The organism is Streptomyces sp. NPDC017943 (assembly GCF_044328425.1).
GTDB lineage: Bacteria > Actinomycetota > Actinomycetes > Streptomycetales > Streptomycetaceae > Streptomyces > Streptomyces djakartensis_A.
Genome location: NZ_JBIRHH010000012.1, coordinates 14,531 through 37,508 on the forward strand (window position 1 = coordinate 14,531; position 22,978 = coordinate 37,508).

Here is a 22,978-nt window from a genome sequence, read left to right on the forward strand (position 1 = left end):
CGTGTCGGTGCAGACACAGGTTGTCAGGCGGACCGGCCGCTCCCACGCGGGGCGGTACGGGCCACGGGTCGGAGGGCTGCGCGGATGAAGCGGATGCGGATCGAGAAGAACCGGCGCACGACCCGTGCCCGCCGGTACGCGGACGAGCCGTTCGCCCTGGGCGACGCGCTGGACCCCCGTGACCCCGACATAGTGCGGGCCAAGAGGCTGGCCCTCGAGGAGCGTGCCGGGAACGAACGCACCTAGAGACACGGTCTGGAAGCACACCGTCACCTTGAACGCCCGGGGCGCACGCCCCGGGCGTTCGCATGTCCCGGCCCGATCCGGCCCGTACCGTCCCGTCCCGTCCTGGCCGGTCCTGTCCCGGCCCGTCCCCGCCCGACCCGGCTCGAGTGCGTCACTGTCCGGAACGCTCCGGCCGGGAGTGCGTCACTGTCCGGCATCAGGTGTTGTCGGGACCAGGTCAACACGCTTCAATGCGGGGGAACTCGGGGCCTGAACGTCGGCGTACGGATGTGAAGAACCTCTGCCCACCCCGACGGGGCGCCCCGGGAGCACTGTGCGAACGGTCTGACCAGCCGTTGCCGACTCACAGAGAGGCCCCTGCATGCCGCACGCCACACAGCTCGCCGACGTCGCTCCCACGGAACTGGACTCGGTCCTGCGGGGCGGGCCCTTCCACGTCGCCCTGCGTGCCGCGATCGCCGCCCGGGGGCTGCCGCTGCAACGCGTGCAGCACCACCTGTCCCGTCGGGGCGTGAAAGTGGGCGTCACCAGCCTCAGTTACTGGCAGCAGGGTGCCCGCCGCCCGCAGCGCCCGGAGTCCCTGCGTGCCGTGCGGGCCCTGGAGGAGATCCTAGACCTGCCCGAGGAGTCGCTGATCCGGCTGCTGGCCGGACCCGGCGACGGCCCGGCCGGGCAGCGGTCCGCCGCCCGCTCCTACCGCTCCCTCGTCGAGGCCTCGGGGGTCCTCGACCAGCTGCTTGCCGAACTGGACAGCCCTGCGGACGCCGGGCTGCACACCCTCGCCCACCACGAACGCCTGCGGATCGGGGCCCGGCGCGAGCTGGCCGAACGCGAGTCACACCACATCGTGCGCGCCCACCGCGACGGCGTCGACCGCTTCATCGCCGTCCACCACGGCGACCGGGGCGCCGTCCCGGAGCGCATACGGGTGCACCCCCTGGAGAACTGCCGCCTCGGGCGCGTGCGCCGGCACAGCGACACGGGCGTCCTGGCGGCCGAGCTGCTGTTCGACACCCGGCTGCGCTCCGGGGACACATTCCTCTTCCGCTACGGCGTGGAGGACGGAACGGCCGGCGTGTCACGGGAGTACGTCCGCGGCTTCGACTCCCCCGGCGGCCAGTACGCACTCCAGGTCTCCTTCGACGCCGCCGCCCTCCCACAGCGCTGCCACCGCTTCGCCCAGCACTCGGCGGCGGCACCGCGCAGCGGGTGCCAGGAGCTGCCGATCAGCGGGCACCACCGCTCGGTCCACCTGGTCGAGCCTCGGGTTCGATCCGGGTTCCTGGGGATCGGGTGGGATTGGGAGTAGGGGTGGGGGTGGGGGGTGGGAGGGCTGGGGCCGGTCGCGCGTAAGCGCTTGCGTAGGCGCTTACGGGGCGCACGACCGCAGCGCTCATGCCGCTGCCGCAGCTCGTGTAAGCGCTTGCGACAGCGTTCGCGCAGTCGGTGGTGTGAGGCGCTGCGGCGGCGGACGTCATCGGCGTAAACGCTCGCGTAGGCGCTTGCGCGAACGCCCCTCACCAACGCACGCATACCCTTGCTCGCTTGCTTACCCTCGCGCCCACCGGCCCGCCGCCCGCCACCCGCCACCCGCCACCCGGACGCGTGCGCACCGCAGCGGCGGGCTTAGAAACTCGGCGACGTAAACGCTTACGTAAGCGTTTACGCACCCCCCGCAATGCGATACCTTCCCCGCCTGAGCCCGATCGGAGAAGAGAGGGGAGCGGCATGGCCACCATGGCCGACGTCGCGCGGAGCGCCGGAGTCTCCGTGGCGACCGTCTCACACGTCCTGAACGACACGCGGCCGGTGCTCCCCCATACCCGCCAGGCAGTGCTGGACGCCGTGGAGGAGCTGGGCTACACGACGAACACGCTGGCCCGTTCCCTGGTGACGGCTCGTACCCGGTCCATCGGCCTGGCCGTGTCGGCGATCAGCAACCCGTACTTCACGGAGATCCTGCAGGGCGTCGAGGCGGCGGCTCTGGAGGCCGGCTACAGCCTGCTCATCGCCGATCCGCACGACGACCCCGAGCACGAGCGCAAGGTCGTCCAGTTGCTCCACGAACGCCGGGTGGACGGCATGATCGTCGCGCCCTCGGCAAAGCCGCGCGAGCTGCTGGCCTACCTGTCGCGGCACTGTGTGCCGGCCGTGCTGCTCGACCGGCTGGTGGATCCGCCGAACGCGGAGGGCGGCCCCCGCTTCGACCAGGTGTGCGCTGACAACGCCGAACCGATGTCCCGGCTGGTCACCCATCTCGCAGGGCTGGGACATCGGCGGATCGGGCTGGTGGCGGGGCTGCCGGGGCTCAGCACCACCAGCGAACGGATCATGGGCTACCGCAGTGGTCTCGCCTTCTCGGGGCTCTCGTACGACGAGCGGCTCCTGGTACACGGCGACTCCGAGTCGGCCGGCGCCGAGCGGGCGACCGCCGACCTGCTCTCCAGCGGCGCGCCCCCCACCGCTCTGGTGACCGGCAACAACGCCATGACCATCGGCGCCCTGCGGGCCCTGCGCGCCCGCGGCGTGTCCGTGCCGGACGGCATGGCGCTGTGCTGCTTCGACGACTTCGCGTGGGCGGACCTGTTCTCGCCCCGGCTCACCGCCGTGGCCCAGCCCAGCAAGGAGATCGGTGCCCGGGCCGTCCGCGTGCTGCTGGAGCGCCTGGGCGAGCCGGACCGGCCCGCCCGGACCGTGCGGCTCCCCTGCACCTTCGTCCACCGCACGTCCTGCGGCTGCCCCGACCCGTCGGAGAGCCCGGCCACGAGCGTGCCGCACAAACGCCCCGGGAAGCCGAGCGACGATCCGTCCGACGTCGAGACCCGCCGGTGAACCCGTCGGAAAAGTCACCCGTGGACCCGCCCGGGAACTCGCATGCGAACCCGCCCCAGAACTTGCCCGTGAACCCGCCCGAGGACTCGTCCTCGCATCCATCCGTCCGGAGAAGGGACCCCGTCGTGATCGTCGTCGCCGGTGAGGCACTGATCGACCTGGTACCGCAGGGCGCGGGCGCCCTGGCGGCGCTGCAGCCCGCGCTCGGCGGCGGCCCGTTCAACACGGCCGTGGCGCTCGGCCGTCTCGGCTCCCCCACCGCGTTCTGTTCGCGGGTGTCGAACGACGCCTTCGGTGAGGCCCTGCTGGACCGGCTCCGCACGACCGGAGTGGACGTGTCGTCGGTGCAGCGTGGTGGCGAACCCACGTCGCTGGCCGTGGCGACGCTCGACGAGGACGGGTCCGCCGCGTACGCGTTCTACGTCGAAGGGACGGCGGACCGCCTGTTCACGGCACCGACGGCGCTGCCGCCCGGGACCCGTGCCGTCTCGTTCGGGACGTGCTCGCTCGTACTGGAGCCAGGGGCGAGCGCGTACGAGGAGTTGATGCGTGCGGCCGCCGGGCATGGCGTGTTCACGGCCCTTGATCCGAACATCCGACCGGGGCTGATCGCGGACCCGGACGCCTACCGGGCACGGTTCAAGAGCTGGCTGCCGTCGGTGTCGCTGCTGAAACTGTCCGCGGAGGACGCCGAGTGGCTCGGCGGCACCCCCCAGGAGTGGCTGGCATCCGGACCGGCGGCCGTCGTGGTCACCCGGGGTGGTGCCGGTCTGACCGCGTACACGCGCGACGGCGGCGAGTACGCCGTGCCGGGCGAGCGGGTCGAGGTCGTCGACACGATCGGCGCGGGCGACACCGTGAACGCGGCGCTGCTGCACGGACTCGCCGTCCGTGACGCCCTCACCGACCGGGGTGTGACCGGTCTGGGCGAGGACGGCTGGACGGAGCTGCTGCGGTTCGCGGCCCGTGCGGCGGCGGTGACGTGCTCACGGGCGGGCGCGGAGCCGCCGTACGCCCGCGAACTGGAGGACTGACGGGCATCAGTCCCGCAAAGCCGGACCCCCCGCAAATCCGGAGGCCCGGGAGGCAAGACCCTCCGGAGGGCGGACCCCTGGTGGGCTCGCCGAGCGTCCTATCGACCGGGCCCCGGTGTGCGGCCCGACAAACAACGACGCGCCGTGCCCCCGGGAGGTCCCGGTGGGGGCACGGCGCATCATCGGCAGGCGATCGGCGTGCGCGGACGCCGATCGCCGGGATCAGCCCTTGGCCGTCCGCGTCGTCTTCTTCGCGGCGGCCTTCGTGGTCGTGGTCCCGGACTTCGTGGTCCCGGACTTCGTGGTCGCGGACTTCTTGGCCGCGGCCTTCTTGGCGGCGCCGACCGACGTGGTGGCGGTTCGGGTGGCCCTGGACTGCGCCGGGACCGTCTTCTTTGCCGTGCGGCGCGGTGCCTTCACCGAGGACGAGGACGCGTCGCTGACGCGGTCCGCCCCGAGGATCTCCCGCAGGAACTTGCCGGTGTGGCTGGCCGGAACGGCGGCGACCTGCTCGGGCGTGCCCTCGGCGACGACCAGTCCGCCGCCCGCGCCGCCCTCGGGACCCATGTCGACGATCCAGTCGGCCGTCTTGATCACGTCGAGGTTGTGCTCGATGACGATGACCGTGTTGCCCTTGTCGACCAGGCCGGAGAGGACCTTCAGCAGCTTGCTGATGTCCTCGAAGTGCAGACCTGTGGTCGGCTCGTCCAGGACGTAGACCGTGCGGCCGGTGGAGCGCTTCTGCAGTTCGCTGGCGAGCTTCACGCGCTGCGCCTCGCCGCCGGACAGGGTCGTCGCGGCCTGGCCGAGGCGGACGTAGCCGAGGCCGACGTCCTTGAGGGTGTTGAGGTGCCGGGCGATCGCGGGGACGGCCTCGAAGAAGTCGGTCGCCTCCTCGATGGGCATGTTCAGGACCTCAGCGATGGACTTGCCCTTGTAGTGGACCTCCAGGGTCTCCCGGTTGTACCGGGCGCCGTGGCAGACCTCGCACGGGACGTAGACGTCCGGGAGGAAGTTCATCTCGATCTTGATGGTGCCGTCGCCGGCGCAGTTCTCGCAGCGGCCGCCCTTGACGTTGAAGGAGAAGCGGCCGGGCATGTAGCCGCGGACCTTCGCCTCGGTGGTCTCGGCGAACAGCTTGCGGATGTGGTCGAAGACGCCGGTGTACGTCGCCGGGTTGGACCGCGGGGTGCGGCCGATGGGCGACTGGTCGACGTGGACGACCTTGTCGACGAGGTCGTCGCCCTCCACGCGCGTGTGCCGCCCGGGCACGTTCCTCGCGCCGTTCAGCTCGCGGGCCAGGTGCGTGTACAGGATGTCGTTGACCAGGGTCGACTTGCCCGAACCGGACACGCCCGTGACGGCGGTGAAGACGCCCAGCGGGAAGGACACGTCGATGTCCTGGAGGTTGTTCTCCCGGGCTCCGTGCACGGTGAGCTGCCGGGAGGGGTCCAGCGGGCGGCGGATCTCGGGCAGCGGGATGGCCTTCTTGCCGGACAGGTACTGGCCGGTCTGCGACTCGTCGTTGGCCAGCAGTTCCTTCAGGGATCCGCTGTGCACGACCTTGCCGCCGTGCTCACCGGCGCCGGGGCCGATGTCGACGACCCAGTCGGCGACCTTGATGGTGTCCTCGTCGTGCTCGACGACGATGAGCGTGTTGCCCATGTCGCGCAGCCGGACCAGGGTCTCGATGAGCCGGTGGTTGTCGCGCTGGTGCAGGCCGATGGACGGCTCGTCGAGGACGTAGAGCACGCCGACGAGGCCGGAGCCGATCTGGGTGGCCAGGCGGATGCGCTGGGCCTCGCCGCCGGAGAGGGTGCCGGCCGCGCGGTTGAGGGAGAGGTAGTCCAGGCCGACGTCGACCAGGAAGCGCAGCCGCTCGTTGACCTCCTTCAGGACGCGCTCGGCGATCTTCTTGTCGCGGGCGGTGAGCTTCAGCTCGCCCAGGAAGTCGGCGCAGTCGCTGATCGACATGGCGGAGACCTCGGCGATGGACTTGCCCATGATCGTGACCGCGAGGACGATCGGCTTCAGTCGCGTGCCCTCGCAGGTGGGGCAGGGCACCTCGCGCATGTAGCCCTCGAAGCGCTCGCGGCTGGAGTCGCTCTCGGCCTCGCTGTGCCGGCGCTTGACGAAGGGGACGGCACCTTCGAAGGCCGTGGTGTAGCGGCGCTCGCGCCCGTAGCGGTTGCGGTAGCGCACCTCGACCTGGGTCTTGTGGCCGTACAGCAGGGCCTTCTTGGCGCGCTGCGGCAGGCCGCCGAAGGGGATGTCCGTGCGGAAGCCGAGCGCGTCGGCGAGGGCACCGATCAGACGGGCGAAGTAGTCCTTGGTGTGACCGTGGGACCAGGGGTGGATGGCGCCCTCGTCGAGGCTCTTGTCCGGGTCCGGGACGATCAGCTCCGGGTCGACCTCCATGCGCGTGCCGATGCCGGTGCACTCCGGGCAGGCGCCGAAGGGCGAGTTGAAGGAGAAGGAGCGGGGCTCCAGCTCCTCGAAGGACAGGTCGTCGTACGGGCAGTACAGGTGCTCCGAGAACATGCGCTCGCGCTCGGGGTCGTCCTCGGGGAGGTCGACGAAGTCCAGCACGACCATGCCGCCGGACAGGCCCAGGGCCGTCTCGACGGAGTCGGTGAGGCGGCGCTTGGCGCCGTCCTTGACCGTGAGGCGGTCGACGACCACCTCGATGGTGTGCTTCTCCTGCTTCTTCAGCGTGGGCGGGTTCGACAGCTGCACCGTCTCGCCGTCCACGCGCGCGCGGGAGTAGCCCTTGGTCTGCAGGTCCGCGAAGAGGTCGACGAACTCGCCCTTGCGCTCGCGCACCAGCGGCGACAGCACCTGGAAGCGGCTGCCCTCGGGCAGTTCCAGGACCCGGTCGACGATGGCCTGCGGCGACTGGCGGGAGATGGGGCGGCCGCACTGGGGGCAGTGCGGCTTGCCGATGCGGGCGAAGAGCAGCCGCAGGTAGTCGTAGACCTCGGTGATGGTGCCGACCGTGGAGCGCGGGTTGCGCGAGGTCGACTTCTGGTCGATGGAGACGGCCGGGGAGAGGCCCTCGATGAAGTCGACGTCCGGCTTGTCCATCTGGCCGAGGAACTGCCGGGCGTAGGAGGAGAGCGACTCGACGTAACGCCGCTGCCCCTCGGCGAAGATCGTGTCGAAGGCCAGCGAGGACTTGCCCGACCCCGACAGGCCCGTGAAGACGATGAGCGAGTCGCGCGGGAGGTCGAGCGAGACGTTCTTCAGGTTGTGCTCGCGCGCTCCACGGACGATGAGACGGTCGGCCACGCCGGTCCGCACCTTTCTTGAGAGAAGTGACAGGGGCGAGGCCCCCGTCTTTCCCAGACTAGGGGGAGCCACTGACAACGCCGGAAGGATTCACGGGTGTCAACAATCCCCGGCTCTCCAGCATGCCCGACGCCACGTCCGACCATATAGCACGTGCTTTCGAATAACGGCACTCCTTCACCACCTTCACCCGAACGAGTGGCGGGGCTAGGGTCAGCACCATGATTGATCACGCTCATGACCTGGCGTCTGTACGTGACGCGACGGAACGGCTGCTGACCGCAGTCGGCAAACTGGACAACGCGGCTGTGACGCAGCCGTCACGGCTGCCCGGCTGGAGCCGGGGTCACGTGCTGGCCCACCTGGCCCGCAACGCGGACGCCCTCGTGAACGTCCTCCAGGGACGGCCCATGTACGTCTCCGCCGAAGCCCGGGACCACGACATCGAGCGGGACGCCCCGCGCGCCCTCGACGTCCAGCTCGCCGACCTGCGCGAGAGCGCGGCCCGCTTCCAGGACACCGGGGACGCCCCCGCGGACTGGTCGCGCACGGTGGAGCTGCGCAACGGTGTCACGGACTCCGCGTCCCGGGTGCCGTTCCGGCGCTGGGTCGAGGTGGAGCTGCACCACGTCGACCTGGGCATCGGGTACGACCTGGAGGACCTGCCGGCCGAGTTCACCGAACGGGAGATCGAGTTCCTCACCGCACGGTTCAGCGGCCACCCCGACGTGCCGCCGACCCGCGTCACGGACGGCACGCGCGCGTGGAGCACCGGTCGCGCCGCCGACGGCGCTGCGGCGGAGGACGGCGGTGCCGCGGTGACCGTCACGGGTTCCCCGGCCGATCTCGTGGGGTGGCTCGCCGGCCGCCGCACCGGAGCGGCACTGACCGTGGACGGCGGTCCGCTCCCGGCGCTGCCGCCGCTCTAGGACCCGGGCCGCTCCCCCGCTATAGGCTGACGGGCATGACGTACAGCGGACAGGTGACGGTCGGCGGGCCTGCCGACGTGCACGAGCTCAAGGACCTGATGATCACCAAGATCGCGGTCGGCCCGATGAACAACAACGCCTATCTGCTGCGCTGTCGGGCCACGGACGAGCAGTTGCTGATCGACGCCGCGAACGACGCGTCCGCCCTGCTCGGCATGATCGGGAGCGACGGCATCGCCTCGGTCGTGACGACCCACCGGCACGGCGACCACTGGCAGGCGCTCGCCGAGGTGGTGGGAGCGACAGGGGCCCGCACATACGCGGGCCGGGAGGACGCCGAGGGCATTCCCGTACGCACCGATGTGCTCGTCGACGACGGCGACACCGTCCAGGTGGGGCGCGTGGAACTCACCGCGCGCCACCTGGTCGGGCACACGCCCGGCTCGATCGCCCTCGTGTACGACGATCCACACGGGCACCCCCATGTGTTCACGGGGGACTGCCTTTTCCCCGGAGGTGTGGGCAACACCCACCAGGATCCGGAGGCGTTCGCCAGCCTCCTCCACGACGTCGAGACGAAGATCTTCGACGTCCTGCCGGACGAGACCTGGGTCTACCCGGGCCATGGCCACGACACCAGCCTGGGCGCCGAGCGTCCGCAACTCCCCGAGTGGCGCGCACGCGGGTGGTGAAGCAGGGGCGCGGGTGCCCGCGTGGGGCGTGAAGGCTCGCGCGGGGCGCAGCCAGGGTGGCCACCCTGTCCGACGGTCCTACGCGTCCGCCATCCCCGTCCCGGCCAGCGCGGCCACCCGCTCGACTCCGAACACGTACCCCTGCACGCCGCAGCCCGCGATGACACCGTCGGCGCGCAGCGACACGTAGGAGTGGTGCCGGAACGACTCGCGCTGGTGGATGTTGGAGATGTGGACCTCCAGCACCGGCATGCCGTCGCAGGTGTTGAGAGCGTCCAGGAGGGCGACGGAGGTGTGCGAGTAGGCGCCGGGGTTGATCACGATGCCGCAGTGGTGCAGCCGCGCCTCCTGGATCCAGTCGACCAGCTCCCCCTCGTGGTTGGACTGCCGGAAGTCGACCGTGCCGCCGTGCGCGGCCGCCGCCTTCACACACAGGGCCTCGACGTCGGCGAGGGTGTCGGAGCCGTAGATCTCCGGCTGCCGCTGGCCGAGCAGGTTCAGGTTGGGGCCGTTGAGGATCATGATCGGGGCGTTGGCCAGGGTGCGGGGCACGGTTCCTCCGGTCCGGACGGGGTGGGCGGCCCGTGACGGACCGCTGCTCACCGCCGGTTTATCACGGTGCGCCGACGGCCCGTCCGGCCGTAGTCTCCGGGCATGACGAGCCCGATCAGCCCGACGTACCCGCCCAAGCCGTCCCCGGGCGACCGGATCGCCGTGCTCTCCCCCTCCTCGGGCCTGCCGGCCCTCTTCGGGACGTGCGCGCCTACGGGTTGATCGCGAGCTCCAGGTACGCCGCGAACAGCACCAGGTGCACTCCGCCCTGCAATGGGGTGGCCCGTCCCGGCACGACCGTCAGCGAGGCCACCACCACGGTGAGGGCGAGCAGCACCATGTGCGTGGCTCCCAGGCCGAGCACCAGTGGGCCGGAGAGCCACAGGGACGCGAGGGCCACGGCGGGAATGGTGAGGCCGATGCTGGCCATGGCCGAGCCCAGGGCGAGGTTCATGCTGGTCTGCACCCGGTCGCGGCGGGCGGAGCGCAGGGCGGCGATGGTCTCCGGGAGCAGCACGAGCAGCGCGATGACCACGCCGACGACGGCGTGGTGCAGCCCGGCGGCCTCCACTCCCGACTCGATGGTGGGCGAGACGCCCTTGGCCAGGCCGACCACACCGATGAGGGCGAGGCCCAGCAGTCCGAGGCTGATCATCGCGGTGCGGGCGGTGGGCGCCTCGGCGTGTTCCTCGGCGGTGATGACCTCGCCGTGCCGGGTGATCGGCAGGAAGTAGTCCCGGTGCCGTACGGTCTGCGTCGCGACGAACAGGCCGTAGAGGACCAGTGAGGACAAGGCCGCGAAGGTCAGCTGGACGGTGGAGAACTCCGGCCCCGGCTTGCTGGTGGTGAACGTGGGCAGCACCAGGCTGAGCGTGGCCAGCGTCGCGACGGTCGCCAGCGCGGCGCCGGTGCCCTCGGGGTTGAAGACGGCCGTGCCGTGCCGCAGGGAGGCGACGAGCAGGCACAGCCCGACGATGCCGTTGCAGGTGATCATCACGGCCGCGAAGACGGTGTCCCGCGCCAGGGTCGCGCTCTTGTCACCGCCGTCGATCATCAGGGTGACGATGAGCGCGACCTCGATGATCGTCACGGCCACGGCGAGGACGAGCGAGCCGAACGGTTCTCCCACCCGGTGGGCCACCACCTCGGCGTGGTGGACCGCCGCCAGGACGGCACCCGCCAGGACGAGGGTCACCAGGGCGACGACCGCCGCCGGCAGATCACGCCCCCAGGTGAGGACCAGCAGCACGACAGCGAGCAGCGGCACCAAGGTCGTCCACTGCGCTGCGAGCGGCCTGCGCCGAGCGGTCATGCGGTGATCGTCCCAGAGGCGAGGGGGCCCCGCACTCCGGTCACGCCGGGTTCGTGAAGACGTGCGGCCGGGCTAGGTGAGGTCATGCTCGTCCACCACATCGCAGTTGGTGTACCTCCGCTCGCCGATGCTGAGTGCGTCGAGTCGTTCCGCCATGGCGCTAGTCTCCGGGTCATCACTGTTGTGCATGGCCTCCTCGAACGAATCGAACTCGATCAGCGCCAGGTAGCGGTGGGGCTTGTCCCGGTCCTTGAGCAGCACGCTGCGCGTCGGGCCGCCGGAGCGGCCGGCGTTGCGCTGCCCCGCTTCCCGGACCTCCCGCTGCATCTCTTCCAGGCGCTCGGTCTCGAAGTCGATGATCTGGACGAATTTCATGGTGTCTCCCGCCGGCCACGGCGTCCCCGGGCCGGGAACGCGCCTGCGACCAAGCAAGCACCGGGAGCGGAGGTCGGCAATTCGCCGCACTCCGCTCCCGGCGGCGGTGGTTGCGCTGCACGGCGGGCGCGATCAGACGTCGACGCTGTCCTTCGTGGCGTCGCCGCCCTTGTCCTGCGCCGCCTCGGCCGCCGCCTGCTTCTTGGAGGCGCGCAGACTGGTGATCGTGGTGACGATCAGGACGGAGCAGATCACGCCGAGCGAGACCGGAATGCTGATCTCGGGGACGTGCACCCCGGACTCGTGCAAGGCGTGCAGCACCAGCTTCACGCCGATGAAGCCCAGGATGATCGACAGTCCGTAGCTCAGGTGGACCAGCTTCTTCAGCAGGCCGCCGATGAGGAAGTACAGCTGGCGCAGGCCCATCAGGGCGAACGCGTTGGCCGTGAAGACGATGTACGGGTCCTGCGTCAGACCGAAGATCGCGGGGATGGAGTCGAGGGCGAACAGCACGTCGGTGGTGCCAATCGCGAGCATCACGACCAGCATCGGGGTCATGACCCGCTTGCCGTTCTCCTCGATCCACAGCTTGGTGCCGTGGTACCGGTCCGCCACACCGAAGCGGCGCTCGGCCGCCTTGAGCAGCTTGTTCTCCTCGAACTCCTCGTCCTCGTCGTCGGCCCGGGCCTCCTGGATGAGCTTCCAGGCGGTCCAGATGAGGAAGGCGCCGAAGATGTAGAACACCCACGAGAAGCTGGCGAGGATCGCCGCACCGGCGGCGATGAAGATCGCACGCAGGACCAGGGCGATGAGCACACCGATCAGCAGCACGCGCTGCTGGTACTGCGTAGGCACCGCGAACTTGGCCATGATCAGGACGAACACGAAGAGGTTGTCGACACTCAGCGACTTCTCCGTGATGAAGCCGGCGAAGAACTCACCGGCCGGCTGCCCGCCCGCGAACACGAGCAGGCCCAGTCCGAACAGGGCGGCGAGGACGATCCAGACGGCCGTCCAGATCCCGGCTTCCTTGATCGACACGTCGTGCGGCTTGCGGCCGATGAAGAAGTCGACCGCGATGAGGGCGGCGAGGCCCACGATCGTCAGGACCCATAGGGTCACGGAAACATCCACTGCGCCTCCGGCAGTCGTAACGGCAAATGTCAGCGTCATCGCTGCCGGAGGTCTCTTCCACCCAAGGTTGGGCCGACGCCCCGGGATCTGGCCTGATCCGTATTGACGGGTACGCCGCAGCAGACAGGGAGTACTCCCCTCCGTGCCGCCAACAGTACCCAATCACCAAGAACGAGTAAAGCGATTGGCCAAAGAACGGCCAAGATCCCAGGTCAGAGGTCTTTACCAATGCTTGGCACGGGCCGCCGCGACCTGGCTGAGCACCTGCTGGAGCACCTGACTGCCGGGCGGAACGAGCGACGGCTCGTACGTCCAGGCATGGCCGACCCAGGGGTCGGCGAGGTGATCGTCCGCCACGGGCGTCAGTCGCAGCAGCGAACGCCACAGCGGATCGAGCAGAGGTCCGTAGGCCGAGGACTCCTCGCGGTCGGCCACCATCATCAGGTGGACGCCGAAGGCCGGCCCCTCGTCGGCGAGGTAGCGCAGCTGGTTCACGGCCCGGTCGTCGAAGCCGTGCGGGAAGTCGTTCACGATCAGCAGTTGCTGCGCGGTGTCGAACCCGGGCGGAAGGGCGTCCGCTGCACCGCCGCGCACGGCCATCTGCACCAGGTCGACCCGCTCGGTGAGCCGGCCCAGCACGTCCGCCACCCCGGCGGCACCCGCCGCCGGAGGGCCCGCCAGCACACCGGTCCGCACCAGCGGAGCCAGGGCCTGCGCGCCCGCTCCGGCCGGGTCGACGACGTGGACGGTGAACTCGCCGGCCGGATAGACGGCGAGGAGCCGGGCGGCGTGCGCGACGGCCGTCTCCATGGCCAGGCGCCCCATCGCGTGCGTGTCCGTGAGGGAACCGTCGGCGGACGGCACCCGTCCGCTGTCGATCCACAGGCCGCGCTCCAGCGGCAGCCGGACCAGCATGGGGATGCGGATCTCCTCCGCCTCGGGAAGGTGCAGGTCGCCCAGGCGCAGGGCCATCGGGATCTCCATCGGTACCCGGTAGGCGTGCCAGACAGGGTTGTCCCAGCGGGCGTACGCCGCGGGCAGGGCCGGTTCGACGACGTCGGCCTCGGCCTTGAGCTGGGCGAGGTCCCGGTCGAGGGCCTCCCTGGCCTGGTCGACGAGCTGGGCGTGGCGGGCCCTGGCCGTCTCGCGGGCGGCGTCGCCCTGCCCGCCGATCCGGTTGCGCGGGTCGGACAGGACCTGCTCGAGCTCCTTGTCCATGCGGGACTCGGCGAAGTCGACGGCGCTGCGGTAGGCGGCGGTGGTGCGGGCCAGGTCCTCGAACATGCCCCAGACCTGGTTGTACAGCCGCTCGTCCAGGGACCAGCCGGTGGCGTCGCCCGCGACGGGACGGGCGGGCTGCCCGGGTGCGGCCGGGGGCGCGGCCGGCGGGGGCGGCGGCGGTGCGGCGTTCTGCCGGCGCGGGTGGCTGTAGTCGATGGGGCCGCCGGCCGTCGGCGCGGACGGCTGGGTGGCCGGACCCGCGTCGGGTGTGCTCCCCGCGTACGGGTGCTGTGGTGCGGGCTCCCCCGGTGCGCCGGGCAGCTGACCGTCGTACGGGGACCTCGGGGGGACCGGGCCGGGCTGGGGCGTGGTGCTCCCGTGGTCGGGGCCGAGAGCGGGGGCCGCGGTCCGGCGTGAGCGGTCGCCGTCCGCGGTGCGCGGGGGCGGTGCCTGCACCGAGCGGGACAGGCCCTGGGCGACCGCCTCGTTGATGTCGGCCGCGAGCTGCCGGGCCTGCGGCAGGCCCTGGTCGGTGAGGAGGTCGGCCAGGCCGCCGGCGTAGCCCTGGCCGACCGCGCGCACCTTCCAGGCGCCCTGCCTGCGGTAGAGCTCCAGGGCGACGACGGCCGACTCGGTGTCCAGGCCGGTGAGGGTGAAGCTGGCGATCTCGGTGCCGTCGAGGCCGGTGACGGCGGTGAAGGGGGCGGCGACGGCCCCGAAACGGATCGGGCCGGCCCCGCCCGTGGGCAGGGCGAGCAGGACGCCGACCCGGTGCACGGCCTCCGGTACGGCGTCCAGGTCCACCGCGAGGCGGTGCGCCGCGGCGGCCTGCCGGGAGACCTCGAGACCCGGCTGGGTGGGTGCGCCCGGGTGGGCGACCCACTCCACGCCGTGGATCCGGCCGTTCTCGTCGCTGAGCGCGGCCGCGGCCACGATCGGCGTGCCGGCCGAGATCCGGATCTCGAGACGGGCCTGGGAGAGCGGGTGGTTCTGCCCCCGCACCAGCTCGGCCGTCATCGCCTTCGTCCCCCTGTGTCGTTGTGTGGTGTCGTGTGCTGCCCGCCGGCCGGGGCCGGCGTGCCCTCAGAGGAGCGGCAGGATCGCCGGCATCAGGTCCTGGAAGGTGCGGCCGTTGGCCGGGTTGCCCAGGGCCGTCATCGTCCAGCCGCTGCCGGAGCGGTGCACCTTGGCCATGATCTGCGCGGTGTACTGGCCGCCGCCGGCGAGCGTGTAGCGGGCGAGCTCCTGGCCGTTGGTCTCGTCGACCAGGCGGCAGAACGCGTTCTGCACCTCCTGGAAGGTCTGTCCCGTGAAGGAGTTCACGGTGAAGACGATCTGGTCGATGTGGACCGGGATCCGCGCGAGGTCGACGAGGATCGCCTCGTCGTCGCCGCCCTGCCCGACACCGCCGACGAGGTTGTCACCGGTGTGGCGCACCGAGCCGTCGTCGCTCACGAGGTGGCGGAAGAAGACCACGTCGACCGGCTGCTTGTCCGCGAACAGCACGGCGGAGGCGTCGAGGTCGATCTCTCGCGTGCGCGAGCCGAACAGGCCGCGCCGGGGAGCCGCCTGCCAGCCGAGACCCATGCGTACCGCGGTCAGGCTGCCCCCGTCGTTCTTCTGCAGACTGATGGCCTGACCCTTGGTCATGTTGACGGTCACGCGCTGATTCCCCTCTCGAACGTCCCCTGTTGCCGCGCGGTCGCGGTTGACCAGAACCCTACGCAGGGCCACTGACAGTGACGTAGCCCCGGACGTACTTTGTGTCGGTCTTGCAACACAGCACGTACAGGGCACGTCGTCAGGCCAGGCCGGCCTCCTTCATCTGACGCAGCTCCTTCTTCATCTCGGAGACCTCGTCGCGCAGCCGGGCCGCGATCTCGAACTGGAGGTCGGCCGCGGCGGCCCGCATGCGCGTGGTGAGTTCCTCGATCTGCTCGGCGAGTTCGGCCGCGGGGCGGTCGGTCACGGCAGGCTCGGCCGCCTTCCCCTTGCCCTTGGCGGACTTGACCGACGCGGTCGCCTTGCCGAGGGCCGGCACGGGCGCCTTCGTGCCGCCGCCGTCCTTGCGGGACTTGCGGTAGCCCGACCCGAGGAGCTGCTCCGTGTCGATGTCCTCGCGGGCGATCTGCGCGACGATGTCGTTGATCTTCTTGCGGAGGGGCTGGGGGTCGATGCCCTTCTCCGTGTTGTACGCGATCTGCTTCTCGCGGCGGCGGTTGGTCTCGTCGATGGCCTTCTCCATCGCCGGCGTGATCTTGTCGGCGTACATGTGGACCTGGCCGGAGACGTTGCGCGCGGCGCGGCCGATGGTCTGGATCAGGGAGGTGCCCGAACGCAGGAAGCCTTCCTTGTCGGCGTCCAGGATGGCCACCAGGGACACCTCCGGCAGGTCGAGTCCCTCCCGCAGGAGGTTGATGCCGACCAGCACGTCGTACTCGCCGGCGCGCAGCTCGCGCAGCAGCTCGACGCGGCGCAGGGTGTCGACGTCGCTGTGCAGGTAGCGCACCTGGATGCCGAGCTCCAGGAAGTAGTCCGTGAGGTCCTCGGCCATCTTCTTGGTGAGGGTCGTGACCAGGACGCGCTCGTCCCTCTCGGTGCGCTGCCGGATCTCGTGCACCAGGTCGTCGATCTGGCCCTCGGTCGGCTTGACGACGACCTCCGGGTCGATGAGGCCGGTGGGGCGGATGATCTGCTCGACGTAGCCGTCCGCGCGGGACATCTCGTAGGTGCCGGGGGTGGCCGACAGGTAGACGGTCTGGCCGATGCGCTCCTGGAACTCCTCCCACTTCAGGGGGCGGTTGTCCAGGGCGGAGGGCAGCCGGAAGCCGTGGTCGACGAGGGTGCGCTTGCGGGAGGCGTCGCCCTCGTACATGGCGCCGATCTGGGGCACGGTGACGTGCGACTCGTCGATGACGAGGAGGAAGTCGTCCGGGAAGTAGTCCAGCAGGGTGTTGGGCGGGGAGCCGGGCAGGCGGCCGTCGAAGTGCATCGAGTAGTTCTCCACGCCGGAGCAGGTGCCGATCTGGCGGAGCATCTCGATGTCGTAGGTGGTGCGCATGCGCAGGCGCTGGGCCTCCAGGAGCTTGCCCTGCTTCTCCAGCTCGGCCAGGCGCTCGCCCAGCTCCTTCTCGATGTCGTTGACGGCCCGCTCCAGGCGCTCGGGGCCCGCGACGTAGTGGGAGGCCGGGAAGACGTAGAGCTGCTGGTCGTCGCTGATGATCTCGCCGGTGAGCGGGTGCAGGGTGGACAGCGCCTCGATTTCGTCGCCGAACATCTCGATGCGGACGGCGAGCTCCTCGTAGACCGGGAAGATCTCGATGGTGTCGCCGCGGACGCGGAACGTGCCGCGGCTGAAGGCCATGTCGTTGCGCGTGTACTGGATGTCCACGAAGCGGCGCAGCAGCTCGTCCCGGTCGATCTCCTCACCGACGCGGAGCGGGACCATGCGGTCGACGTACTCCTGCGGGGTGCCCAGGCCGTAGATGCAGGACACGGAGGCGACCACGACCACGTCCCGCCGGGTGAGCAGCGAGTTCGTCGCGGAGTGGCGCAGGCGCTCGACCTCCTCGTTGATCGAGGAGTCCTTCTCGATGTAGGTGTCCGACTGCGGGACGTACGCCTCGGGCTGGTAGTAGTCGTAGTACGAGACGAAGTACTCGACGGCGTTGTTCGGCAGCAGTTCGCGGAACTCGTTGGCCAGCTGGGCGGCCAGTGTCTTGTTCGGCGCCATGACGAGCGTGGGGCGCTGCAGCTTCTCGATCATCCAGGCCGTGGTGGCGGACTTGCCGGTGCCGGTCGCACCGAGCAGGACGACGTCCTTCTCGCCCGCCTGGACGCGCCGGGCGAGGTCGGCGATGGCCGCGGGCTGGTCGCCACTGGGCTGGTAGGGACTGACGACCTCGAAGGGCGCCACCGAGCGTTCGATCTGTGAAACGGGCCGCATGACATCAACGGTACGACCCCCCACTGACAACCAGCTCTGATCAGCGCTTCTGCAGTGCGCGGGCGCTCCGGTGCCCGGCGGGACGGTGGGGCCGCAGACGCAGGCGGCGGGCGGAGTGCCGGACGGTGGCGCGGGGGTGGGCGGGGACGCCGGGCCTGCGCTCGGGGGCGACGACGGCAGGCCGGCCCATGACCATCATCGGGTCGAAGATCACCACGACCCCGGCGAGCAGCAGGAAGGCGAGCGGGCCGATCATCATGGGGGCGAGCAGGGCGGCGGGCGACTCCCCCGCGACGGGCCCGGCGGTGCCGTGCAGGTGGACGTCGAGGGCGGCCATCCCGGTGTAGTGCATGCCGGTCACCGCAAGGCCCATGACGAGGCTCGCGCCGACGCTCCACAGCCACCCTCTGACCTGGCCCGCCGCCCACAGGGCCGCGGTGGCGGCGCCCATGGCGATCGCCACGGACAGGCCGACGGTGAGGGTGTCGTACTCCAGCCGCCCGCGCAGTCGCATACCGGCCATCCCGAGGTAGTGCATGGAGGCGATGCCCAGGCCGGTGAGCGTGCCGCCGGTGAACAGGGCCGTTCCGCGGGCGCCCTTGTAGCCGACGATGAAGATCCCGACGCCCACCATCACGATCGCGACGGCCAGGCTCGCGAAGGTCATCGCCATGTCGTAGTGGATCGGGCTGCCGTGGACGGTGAAGCCCATCATCGCGACGAAGTGCATGGTCCAGATACCGGAGCCGATGGCGGCCGAGCCGAGGGCGAGCCAGCCGGGGCGCCAGGACTGGGTGACGAGCATGGATCTGGTGGTGCACCGCAGGCCCAGTGCCCCGCCGAGGCAGGCCATGAGGTAGGCCACCAGGGGTGTGACCAGGCCGTAGCTGAATCCGTCGACCGTGCCCTGCATGCGCGGCTGCCCTTCCCGCCGTTTGCTTCCCGCAATCCTGATGTGCGCCCCCCTCCCGGGACCGCACGGGCGGTCAGGGTCGACGCGAAGAGTATGACCCCCACCGGAATGGTCGAACGACTTTCCGGCAAAGAAACACGGCCCCGCCGCAGGTGTGCGGTACCAGTGAGCGGAGTTGGGCCCCCGCTGTTCAGCGTGTGGCCATCTCGCGCCCCTCTGCCGGCGACTCTCTGCTGTCACAGTGGTGCTGTCCGTGATGCCGCCCACCGCTCGACACGAGGAGTACGCATGCACGCGCGCGTTGTCGCCGCTTCGACCACAGCACTCCTGGGGACCGCCGCCCTCCTCTTCCCCCACTCCCCCGCGCGGGCCGCCGACGACACTCCGGTGCCCCTGGTGATCGCGCACCGGGGGGCTTCCGCGTACGCGCCCGAGAACACGCTGGCCGCCGTGGACAAGGCGGCGGAGCTGGGCATCCGCTGGGTGGAGAACGACGTCCAGCGCACCCGGGACGGCGAGCTGGTCGTCGTCCACGACGACAACCTGCGGCGCACCACCGACGCCGAGGAGGTCTTCCCCGACCGCGCGCCGTGGAAGGTGAAGGACTTCACCGCCGCGGAGATCGCCCGCCTGGACGCCGGCAGCTGGTTCGGGTCCGCGTACGCGGGCGCACGCGTGCCGACGCTGGAGCAGTTCGTGGACCGCCTGGAGCTCCGGCACCAGAAACTGGTGCTGGAGATCAAGAACCCGGAGCTGTATCCGGGCATCGAGTGGCAGACGCTGAAGGTCCTCAGCAACGAGGGCTGGCTGGACCGGTCGCACGTGTCGGCCCGGCTGATCGTGCAGAGCTTCAGCCCGGACAGCGTGCGGACGGTGCACGAGCTGAGGCCCTCGGTACGGACCGCGGTCCTCGGGACACCGCCGGTGTCCGACCTGCTCGACTACGCCCGCTTCACCGACCAGGTCAACCCGTCGGTGAGCTCGCTCTCGCCGGCCTACGTGGCCTCGGTGCAGTCGTTCTCCGGACCGCACGGCCGGCCCTTGAAGGTCTTCGTGTGGACCGTGGACAACGCGACGACGGCCCGCAGGGTCGCCGCGTACGGCGTCGACGGGATCCTCACGAACCGGCCGGACGTGGTGCGGGACGCCGTGGGCGGGTGACCGGGCGTCGGCCCCGGGTGCCGCGCCGTCCGGCGTTGTCGGTGGTGCGTCGTACGGTGGGCGCATGGACAGTCAGGGGCAGGCCGGGCCACGGGTGGAGTGGACGGTCGTCGAGAGCCGCATCGGGCCGTTGCTGCTGGCCGCCGGCCGGGACGGCCTGGTCAACGTCGTCTTCCACGCCACGGACCCGGTCCGGGACCGCGCGGTCGAGCGGCTGGCGTCGCGGCTGGGCACCGAGCCCGTCGAGGCGCCCGATTCCCCGCTGTTGGCCGAGGCGATACGCCAGTTCGAGGCCTACTTCGCCGGTGAGCGGCGCGTCTTCGACCTGCCGCTGGACTGGTCGCTGATCTCCGGCTTCCCCCGCGAGGTGCTGCGCGCGCTGGCCTCCGGCGTCCCGTACGGCACGGTGGTGGGGTACGGCGATCTGGCCGGCCGGGTCGGGCAGCCCGGTGCCGCGCAGGCCGTCGGGATGGCGATGGGCGCCAATCCGCTGCCCGTGGTGGTCCCCTGCCACCGGGTCGTCGAGAGCGGTGGAGGCATCGGCGGCTTCGGGGGCGGCCTGGAGACCAAGCGGCAGCTGCTCGCCCTGGAAGGGGTGCTTCCCGAGCCGCTGTTCTGAGCGCGGGCGCGCGCGGTCAGTCGTAGTGGCGGGCCTCCAGCACGTTGCCGTCCGGGTCGCGGAAGTAGAAGCTGCGCCTGGCACTGCCGCGGGCGCCGAAGGAGTCGTACGACGGCTCCGACACGGGGACCGAGCGCTCCCGGAGCCGGTCGAGGAGGGCGTCGAAGTCGCCGCGCGGCAGGGACAGGCACACGTGGTTCACGGGGTGCCCGGCGCTCTCGACCGAGCCCGGCAGCATCGTCATGCGCGGGGTGAAGGTCAGCGGCATGAGGTCGAGGAGGGTCTCGGCGTTGACGCGAACCGACGGGAAGGGCACCTCGCCGGCGGTGAACTCGGCCAGCCGCACCGGCTCCAGGCCGACCGCCCCCTCGTAGAAGCGCGCGGCGGCGACAGGGTCGCGCACCCAGAGGACGACGTGGTCGAGACGCGGCGTGTGATCGCTCATGCGTCCCAGACTCCTTGATCGCGGACGCGACTCGCAAGGGCCCGGCCCCGGGGGCGGAGGGCTCGGGCTTCAGGCAGGGCCGGAACCGCGCGAGAGCACGGCAGGCGGGGAGGGCCCGTCCGGACGCGGGGGTTTGGCCCGGGGCGCCGCTCGCCAGGGATGAGGGTGAACCGACTGGCCGACTGACAGGAGGCGGGCGCGTGGTGCTGGTGGTGTCGGAAGAGGTACGGGCGGCGATCGAGGAGCGGCGTCCGGTGGTGGCCCTGGAGTCCACGATCATCGCCCACGGCCTGCCGCGGCCGCGCAACCTCCAGGTCGCGCGGGAGCTGGAGTCGGTCGTGCGGCAGGAGGGCGCGGTACCCGCGACGATCGCCGTGCTGGACGGACGGCCCCGTGTCGGGCTCGACAAGGAGCAGCTGGAGCGGGTCGCCAACGAGGACGGCATCCGCAAGCTCGGCCACCGCGACCTGCCGCCGGCGGTGTCGTCGGGTGCGAGCGGGGCGACCACGGTGTCGGCCACGGCGCTGCTCGCCGCCGCGGCGGGCGTGCGGGTGTTCGCGACGGGCGGGCTGGGCGGGGTGCACCGGGAGTGGACGGTGACGCAGGACGAGTCGGCCGACCTGGGGTTGCTGGCGCGCACGCGGATCACCGTGGTGTGCGCCGGTGTGAAGTCGATCCTGGACGTGCCGGCGACCCTGCAGCGGCTGGAGACGCTGGGCGTCACGGTCGCCGGGTACGGCACGGACCGCTTCCCCGGCTTCTACCTCTCCGACTCGGGACATCCCGTCGACTGGACACTGCGGACGCCCGAGGAGGTCGCGGGCGTGATGCGGGCCCAGGACGGGCTCGCCGGGCCGGATTCCGCGCTGATCGTCGCCAACCCCGTCCCCGAGGAGGAACAGCTCGACCCGGACCTGCACGCGCGCGTGCTCGCGGACGCGCTGCACGCCTGCGAGACCGAGGGCGTCACCGGGCAGGCGGTGACGCCCTTCCTGCTGGACTACCTGGTCCGGCACACCGACGGGGCGTCCCTCGGCGCCAACCTGGCGGCGGTGCGCGGCAATGTGCGCCTGGCGGCCCGGATCGCGGCGGCCTGGGCGCGGGGATGAGCGCGGCCGGCCGCTCGGCGGCGTCCGGCGCCGGTGGCCGGGGCTCCGGGAGGCCCGAGGCGACCGGCACCGGCTTTGCGGGGGCTGAAGCGACCAGCGCCGCCTCCCCGGGAGCTGAAGCGGGCGGCACCGGCTCCGCGAGGGCTGAAACGGGCGGCACCGGCGCCGCGAAGACCGAGGGGGACGGCGCTCCGGCCGCGGCGGTCGGTGCGGGCATAGGGGGCCGCGCTCAGGGGCGGGCCCTGCTGGTCGTCGGGGACGTCATCACCGATGTCGTCGCCCGGCACCGCGGTCCGCTGGCGGCCGGTACGGACACGGCCGCGTCGATCCGCACGGTGCCGGGCGGGGCCGGGGCCAACGTCGCCTGCTGGGCGGCTCACCAGGGAGCGGCCGACGTGCGGCTGCTGGGGCGCGTGGGCGCGGACGCGGCCGCGTGGCACGAACGGGAACTGGTGGCCCGCGGGGTGCGTCCCCGGCTCGTCGTCGACGCCGAAGTGCCCACCGGCACGGTGATCTGCATGGTGGACGAGAGCGCGGCGGCGGAGCGGACGTTCCTGACGGACAGCGGCGCGTCACTGCGGCTGGACGCCGCCGACTGGTCGGACGGGCTGCTCGACGGGGTGGCCCGGATGCACCTCTCGGGCTACCTCCTGTTCTCCGAACCGAGCCGGGCGCTGGTGGCGGTGGCGCTGCGGGCCGCACGCGCGCGTGGAGTGCCGGTGAGCGTGGATCCCGCGTCGGCCGGCTTCCTCGGCGTTCTGGGCCCGGCGCGGTTCCTGTCGCTCGTCGACGGCGTGGACGTGTTGCTGCCGAGCCGGGACGAGGCGTGCCTGCTGACGGGGCTCGGTGACGCGTCCGACGCGGCGGCCGAGCTGAGCCTGCGCGGGCCGCTGGTGGTGATCAAGCAGGGCTGCGTGGGGGCGCTCGTGGCGCGTGCGGGGAAGGTGACCGCCCGCGTCCCGGCCGTACCGGCGGCACCCGTCGACACCACGGGTGCCGGTGACGCGTTCACCGGTGGGTTCCTTGCCGCTCTGCTGGCGGGAGCCGGTCCCGAGGACGCCGCGGCGCAGGGGTGCCGGGCCGGTGCGCTCGCGGTGGAGCGGGTGGGCGGCAGACCGCCGGCGAGCGGGTGAGGTGCGGGCAGGTGTGCGGGGGCGCCTGCCGAGGCGG

At 71.4% G+C, this 22,978-nt stretch carries 20 protein-coding genes; 10 read left to right on the plus strand and 10 right to left on the minus strand.

What is annotated here, in order from left to right; all coding sequences use genetic code 11:
- The first annotated feature begins 84 nt into the window (after positions 1 to 84).
- From ACH4C6_RS30670 to ACH4C6_RS30685, 4 genes are all read left to right on the plus strand, one after another.
- Entirely contained in the window at positions 85 to 246 is a 162-nt protein-coding gene (locus ACH4C6_RS30670; RefSeq protein ID WP_398111904.1) for a hypothetical protein, read from the plus strand.
- Positions 247 to 607: 361 nt separating this feature from the next.
- Entirely contained in the window at positions 608 to 1,555 is a 948-nt protein-coding gene (locus ACH4C6_RS30675) for a hypothetical protein (protein WP_398111905.1), read from the plus strand.
- A gap of 419 nt (positions 1,556 to 1,974) precedes the next feature.
- Positions 1,975 to 3,078 (plus strand): LacI family DNA-binding transcriptional regulator, encoded by a 1,104-nt coding sequence (locus ACH4C6_RS30680; protein ID WP_398111906.1) that lies wholly within the window; start codon positions 1,975 to 1,977, stop codon positions 3,076 to 3,078.
- A 125-nt stretch (positions 3,079 to 3,203) separates the two neighbouring features.
- On the plus strand, positions 3,204 to 4,112 hold the full coding sequence (locus ACH4C6_RS30685; RefSeq protein ID WP_398111907.1) for a carbohydrate kinase: 909 nt from the start codon (positions 3,204 to 3,206) through the stop codon (positions 4,110 to 4,112).
- Between the two features lie 222 nt (positions 4,113 to 4,334).
- On the opposite strand, the gene uvrA is transcribed toward ACH4C6_RS30685, so the two are convergent.
- The gene (uvrA, locus tag ACH4C6_RS30690) at positions 4,335 to 7,400 is read right to left on the minus strand and encodes an excinuclease ABC subunit UvrA (protein WP_398111909.1); all 3,066 of its coding nucleotides are present in this window, start codon (positions 7,398 to 7,400) and stop codon (positions 4,335 to 4,337) included.
- Positions 7,401 to 7,621: 221 nt separating this feature from the next.
- Between uvrA and ACH4C6_RS30695 the strand changes: the two genes are divergently transcribed.
- The gene (locus ACH4C6_RS30695; RefSeq protein WP_398111910.1) at positions 7,622 to 8,329 is read left to right on the plus strand and encodes a maleylpyruvate isomerase family mycothiol-dependent enzyme; all 708 of its coding nucleotides are present in this window, start codon (positions 7,622 to 7,624) and stop codon (positions 8,327 to 8,329) included.
- Positions 8,330 to 8,364: 35 nt separating this feature from the next.
- Positions 8,365 to 9,021: an MBL fold metallo-hydrolase gene (locus tag ACH4C6_RS30700; RefSeq protein ID WP_398111911.1), complete on the plus strand. Its 657-nt coding sequence runs from the start codon at positions 8,365 to 8,367 to the stop codon at positions 9,019 to 9,021.
- 78 nt (positions 9,022 to 9,099) lie between these two features.
- Here ACH4C6_RS30700 and aroQ read toward each other — a convergent pair whose 3' ends face one another.
- The 8 genes from aroQ to ACH4C6_RS30740 form a co-directional block, all read right to left on the minus strand.
- Positions 9,100 to 9,573, minus strand: a complete 474-nt coding sequence (gene aroQ / locus ACH4C6_RS30705) for a type II 3-dehydroquinate dehydratase (protein ID WP_398111912.1) — start codon at positions 9,571 to 9,573, stop codon at positions 9,100 to 9,102.
- Between the two features lie 211 nt (positions 9,574 to 9,784).
- Positions 9,785 to 10,885, minus strand: a complete 1,101-nt coding sequence (locus ACH4C6_RS30710; protein ID WP_398111913.1) for a calcium:proton antiporter — start codon at positions 10,883 to 10,885, stop codon at positions 9,785 to 9,787.
- Between the two features lie 72 nt (positions 10,886 to 10,957).
- Complete coding sequence (locus ACH4C6_RS30715) at positions 10,958 to 11,260, minus strand: hypothetical protein (protein WP_398111914.1); 303 nt, start codon at positions 11,258 to 11,260, stop codon at positions 10,958 to 10,960.
- 132 nt (positions 11,261 to 11,392) lie between these two features.
- Positions 11,393 to 12,394, minus strand: coding sequence for a TerC/Alx family metal homeostasis membrane protein (locus ACH4C6_RS30720; RefSeq protein ID WP_398111915.1), 1,002 nt, complete (start codon positions 12,392 to 12,394; stop codon positions 11,393 to 11,395).
- Positions 12,395 to 12,616: 222 nt separating this feature from the next.
- Positions 12,617 to 14,632, minus strand: a complete 2,016-nt coding sequence (locus ACH4C6_RS30725) for a TerD family protein (RefSeq protein WP_398111916.1) — start codon at positions 14,630 to 14,632, stop codon at positions 12,617 to 12,619.
- A gap of 66 nt (positions 14,633 to 14,698) precedes the next feature.
- Positions 14,699 to 15,277 carry a TerD family protein gene (locus ACH4C6_RS30730; RefSeq protein ID WP_369196340.1) on the minus strand — a complete coding sequence of 193 codons (579 nt, stop codon included), beginning with the start codon at positions 15,275 to 15,277 and terminating at the stop codon, positions 14,699 to 14,701.
- 139 nt (positions 15,278 to 15,416) lie between these two features.
- Positions 15,417 to 17,561 carry an excinuclease ABC subunit UvrB gene (gene uvrB / locus ACH4C6_RS30735; RefSeq protein WP_398111917.1) on the minus strand — a complete coding sequence of 715 codons (2,145 nt, stop codon included), beginning with the start codon at positions 17,559 to 17,561 and terminating at the stop codon, positions 15,417 to 15,419.
- A gap of 40 nt (positions 17,562 to 17,601) precedes the next feature.
- Positions 17,602 to 18,474 carry an MHYT domain-containing protein gene (locus ACH4C6_RS30740; protein WP_398111918.1) on the minus strand — a complete coding sequence of 291 codons (873 nt, stop codon included), beginning with the start codon at positions 18,472 to 18,474 and terminating at the stop codon, positions 17,602 to 17,604.
- Between the two features lie 288 nt (positions 18,475 to 18,762).
- Here ACH4C6_RS30740 and ACH4C6_RS30745 point away from each other — a divergent pair, with 288 nt between their 5' ends.
- Both ACH4C6_RS30745 and ACH4C6_RS30750 read left to right on the plus strand, forming a co-directional pair.
- Positions 18,763 to 19,635 (plus strand): glycerophosphodiester phosphodiesterase, encoded by an 873-nt coding sequence (locus tag ACH4C6_RS30745; protein WP_398111920.1) that lies wholly within the window; start codon positions 18,763 to 18,765, stop codon positions 19,633 to 19,635.
- Positions 19,636 to 19,699: 64 nt separating this feature from the next.
- Positions 19,700 to 20,254 carry a methylated-DNA--[protein]-cysteine S-methyltransferase gene (locus ACH4C6_RS30750; RefSeq protein WP_398111921.1) on the plus strand — a complete coding sequence of 185 codons (555 nt, stop codon included), beginning with the start codon at positions 19,700 to 19,702 and terminating at the stop codon, positions 20,252 to 20,254.
- A 16-nt stretch (positions 20,255 to 20,270) separates the two neighbouring features.
- Here ACH4C6_RS30750 and ACH4C6_RS30755 read toward each other — a convergent pair whose 3' ends face one another.
- Positions 20,271 to 20,699 carry a VOC family protein gene (locus ACH4C6_RS30755; RefSeq protein ID WP_398111922.1) on the minus strand — a complete coding sequence of 143 codons (429 nt, stop codon included), beginning with the start codon at positions 20,697 to 20,699 and terminating at the stop codon, positions 20,271 to 20,273.
- Positions 20,700 to 20,899: 200 nt separating this feature from the next.
- On the opposite strand from ACH4C6_RS30755, the gene ACH4C6_RS30760 reads away from it, so the two are divergent.
- Positions 20,900 to 21,808, plus strand: coding sequence for a pseudouridine-5'-phosphate glycosidase (locus tag ACH4C6_RS30760; RefSeq protein WP_398111923.1), 909 nt, complete (start codon positions 20,900 to 20,902; stop codon positions 21,806 to 21,808).
- Positions 21,805 to 22,941, plus strand: coding sequence for a carbohydrate kinase family protein (locus tag ACH4C6_RS30765; RefSeq protein ID WP_398111924.1), 1,137 nt, complete (start codon positions 21,805 to 21,807; stop codon positions 22,939 to 22,941). Before ACH4C6_RS30760 ends, ACH4C6_RS30765 begins: the two co-directional genes overlap by 4 nt.
- The last annotated feature ends 37 nt before the right edge of the window (positions 22,942 to 22,978 follow it).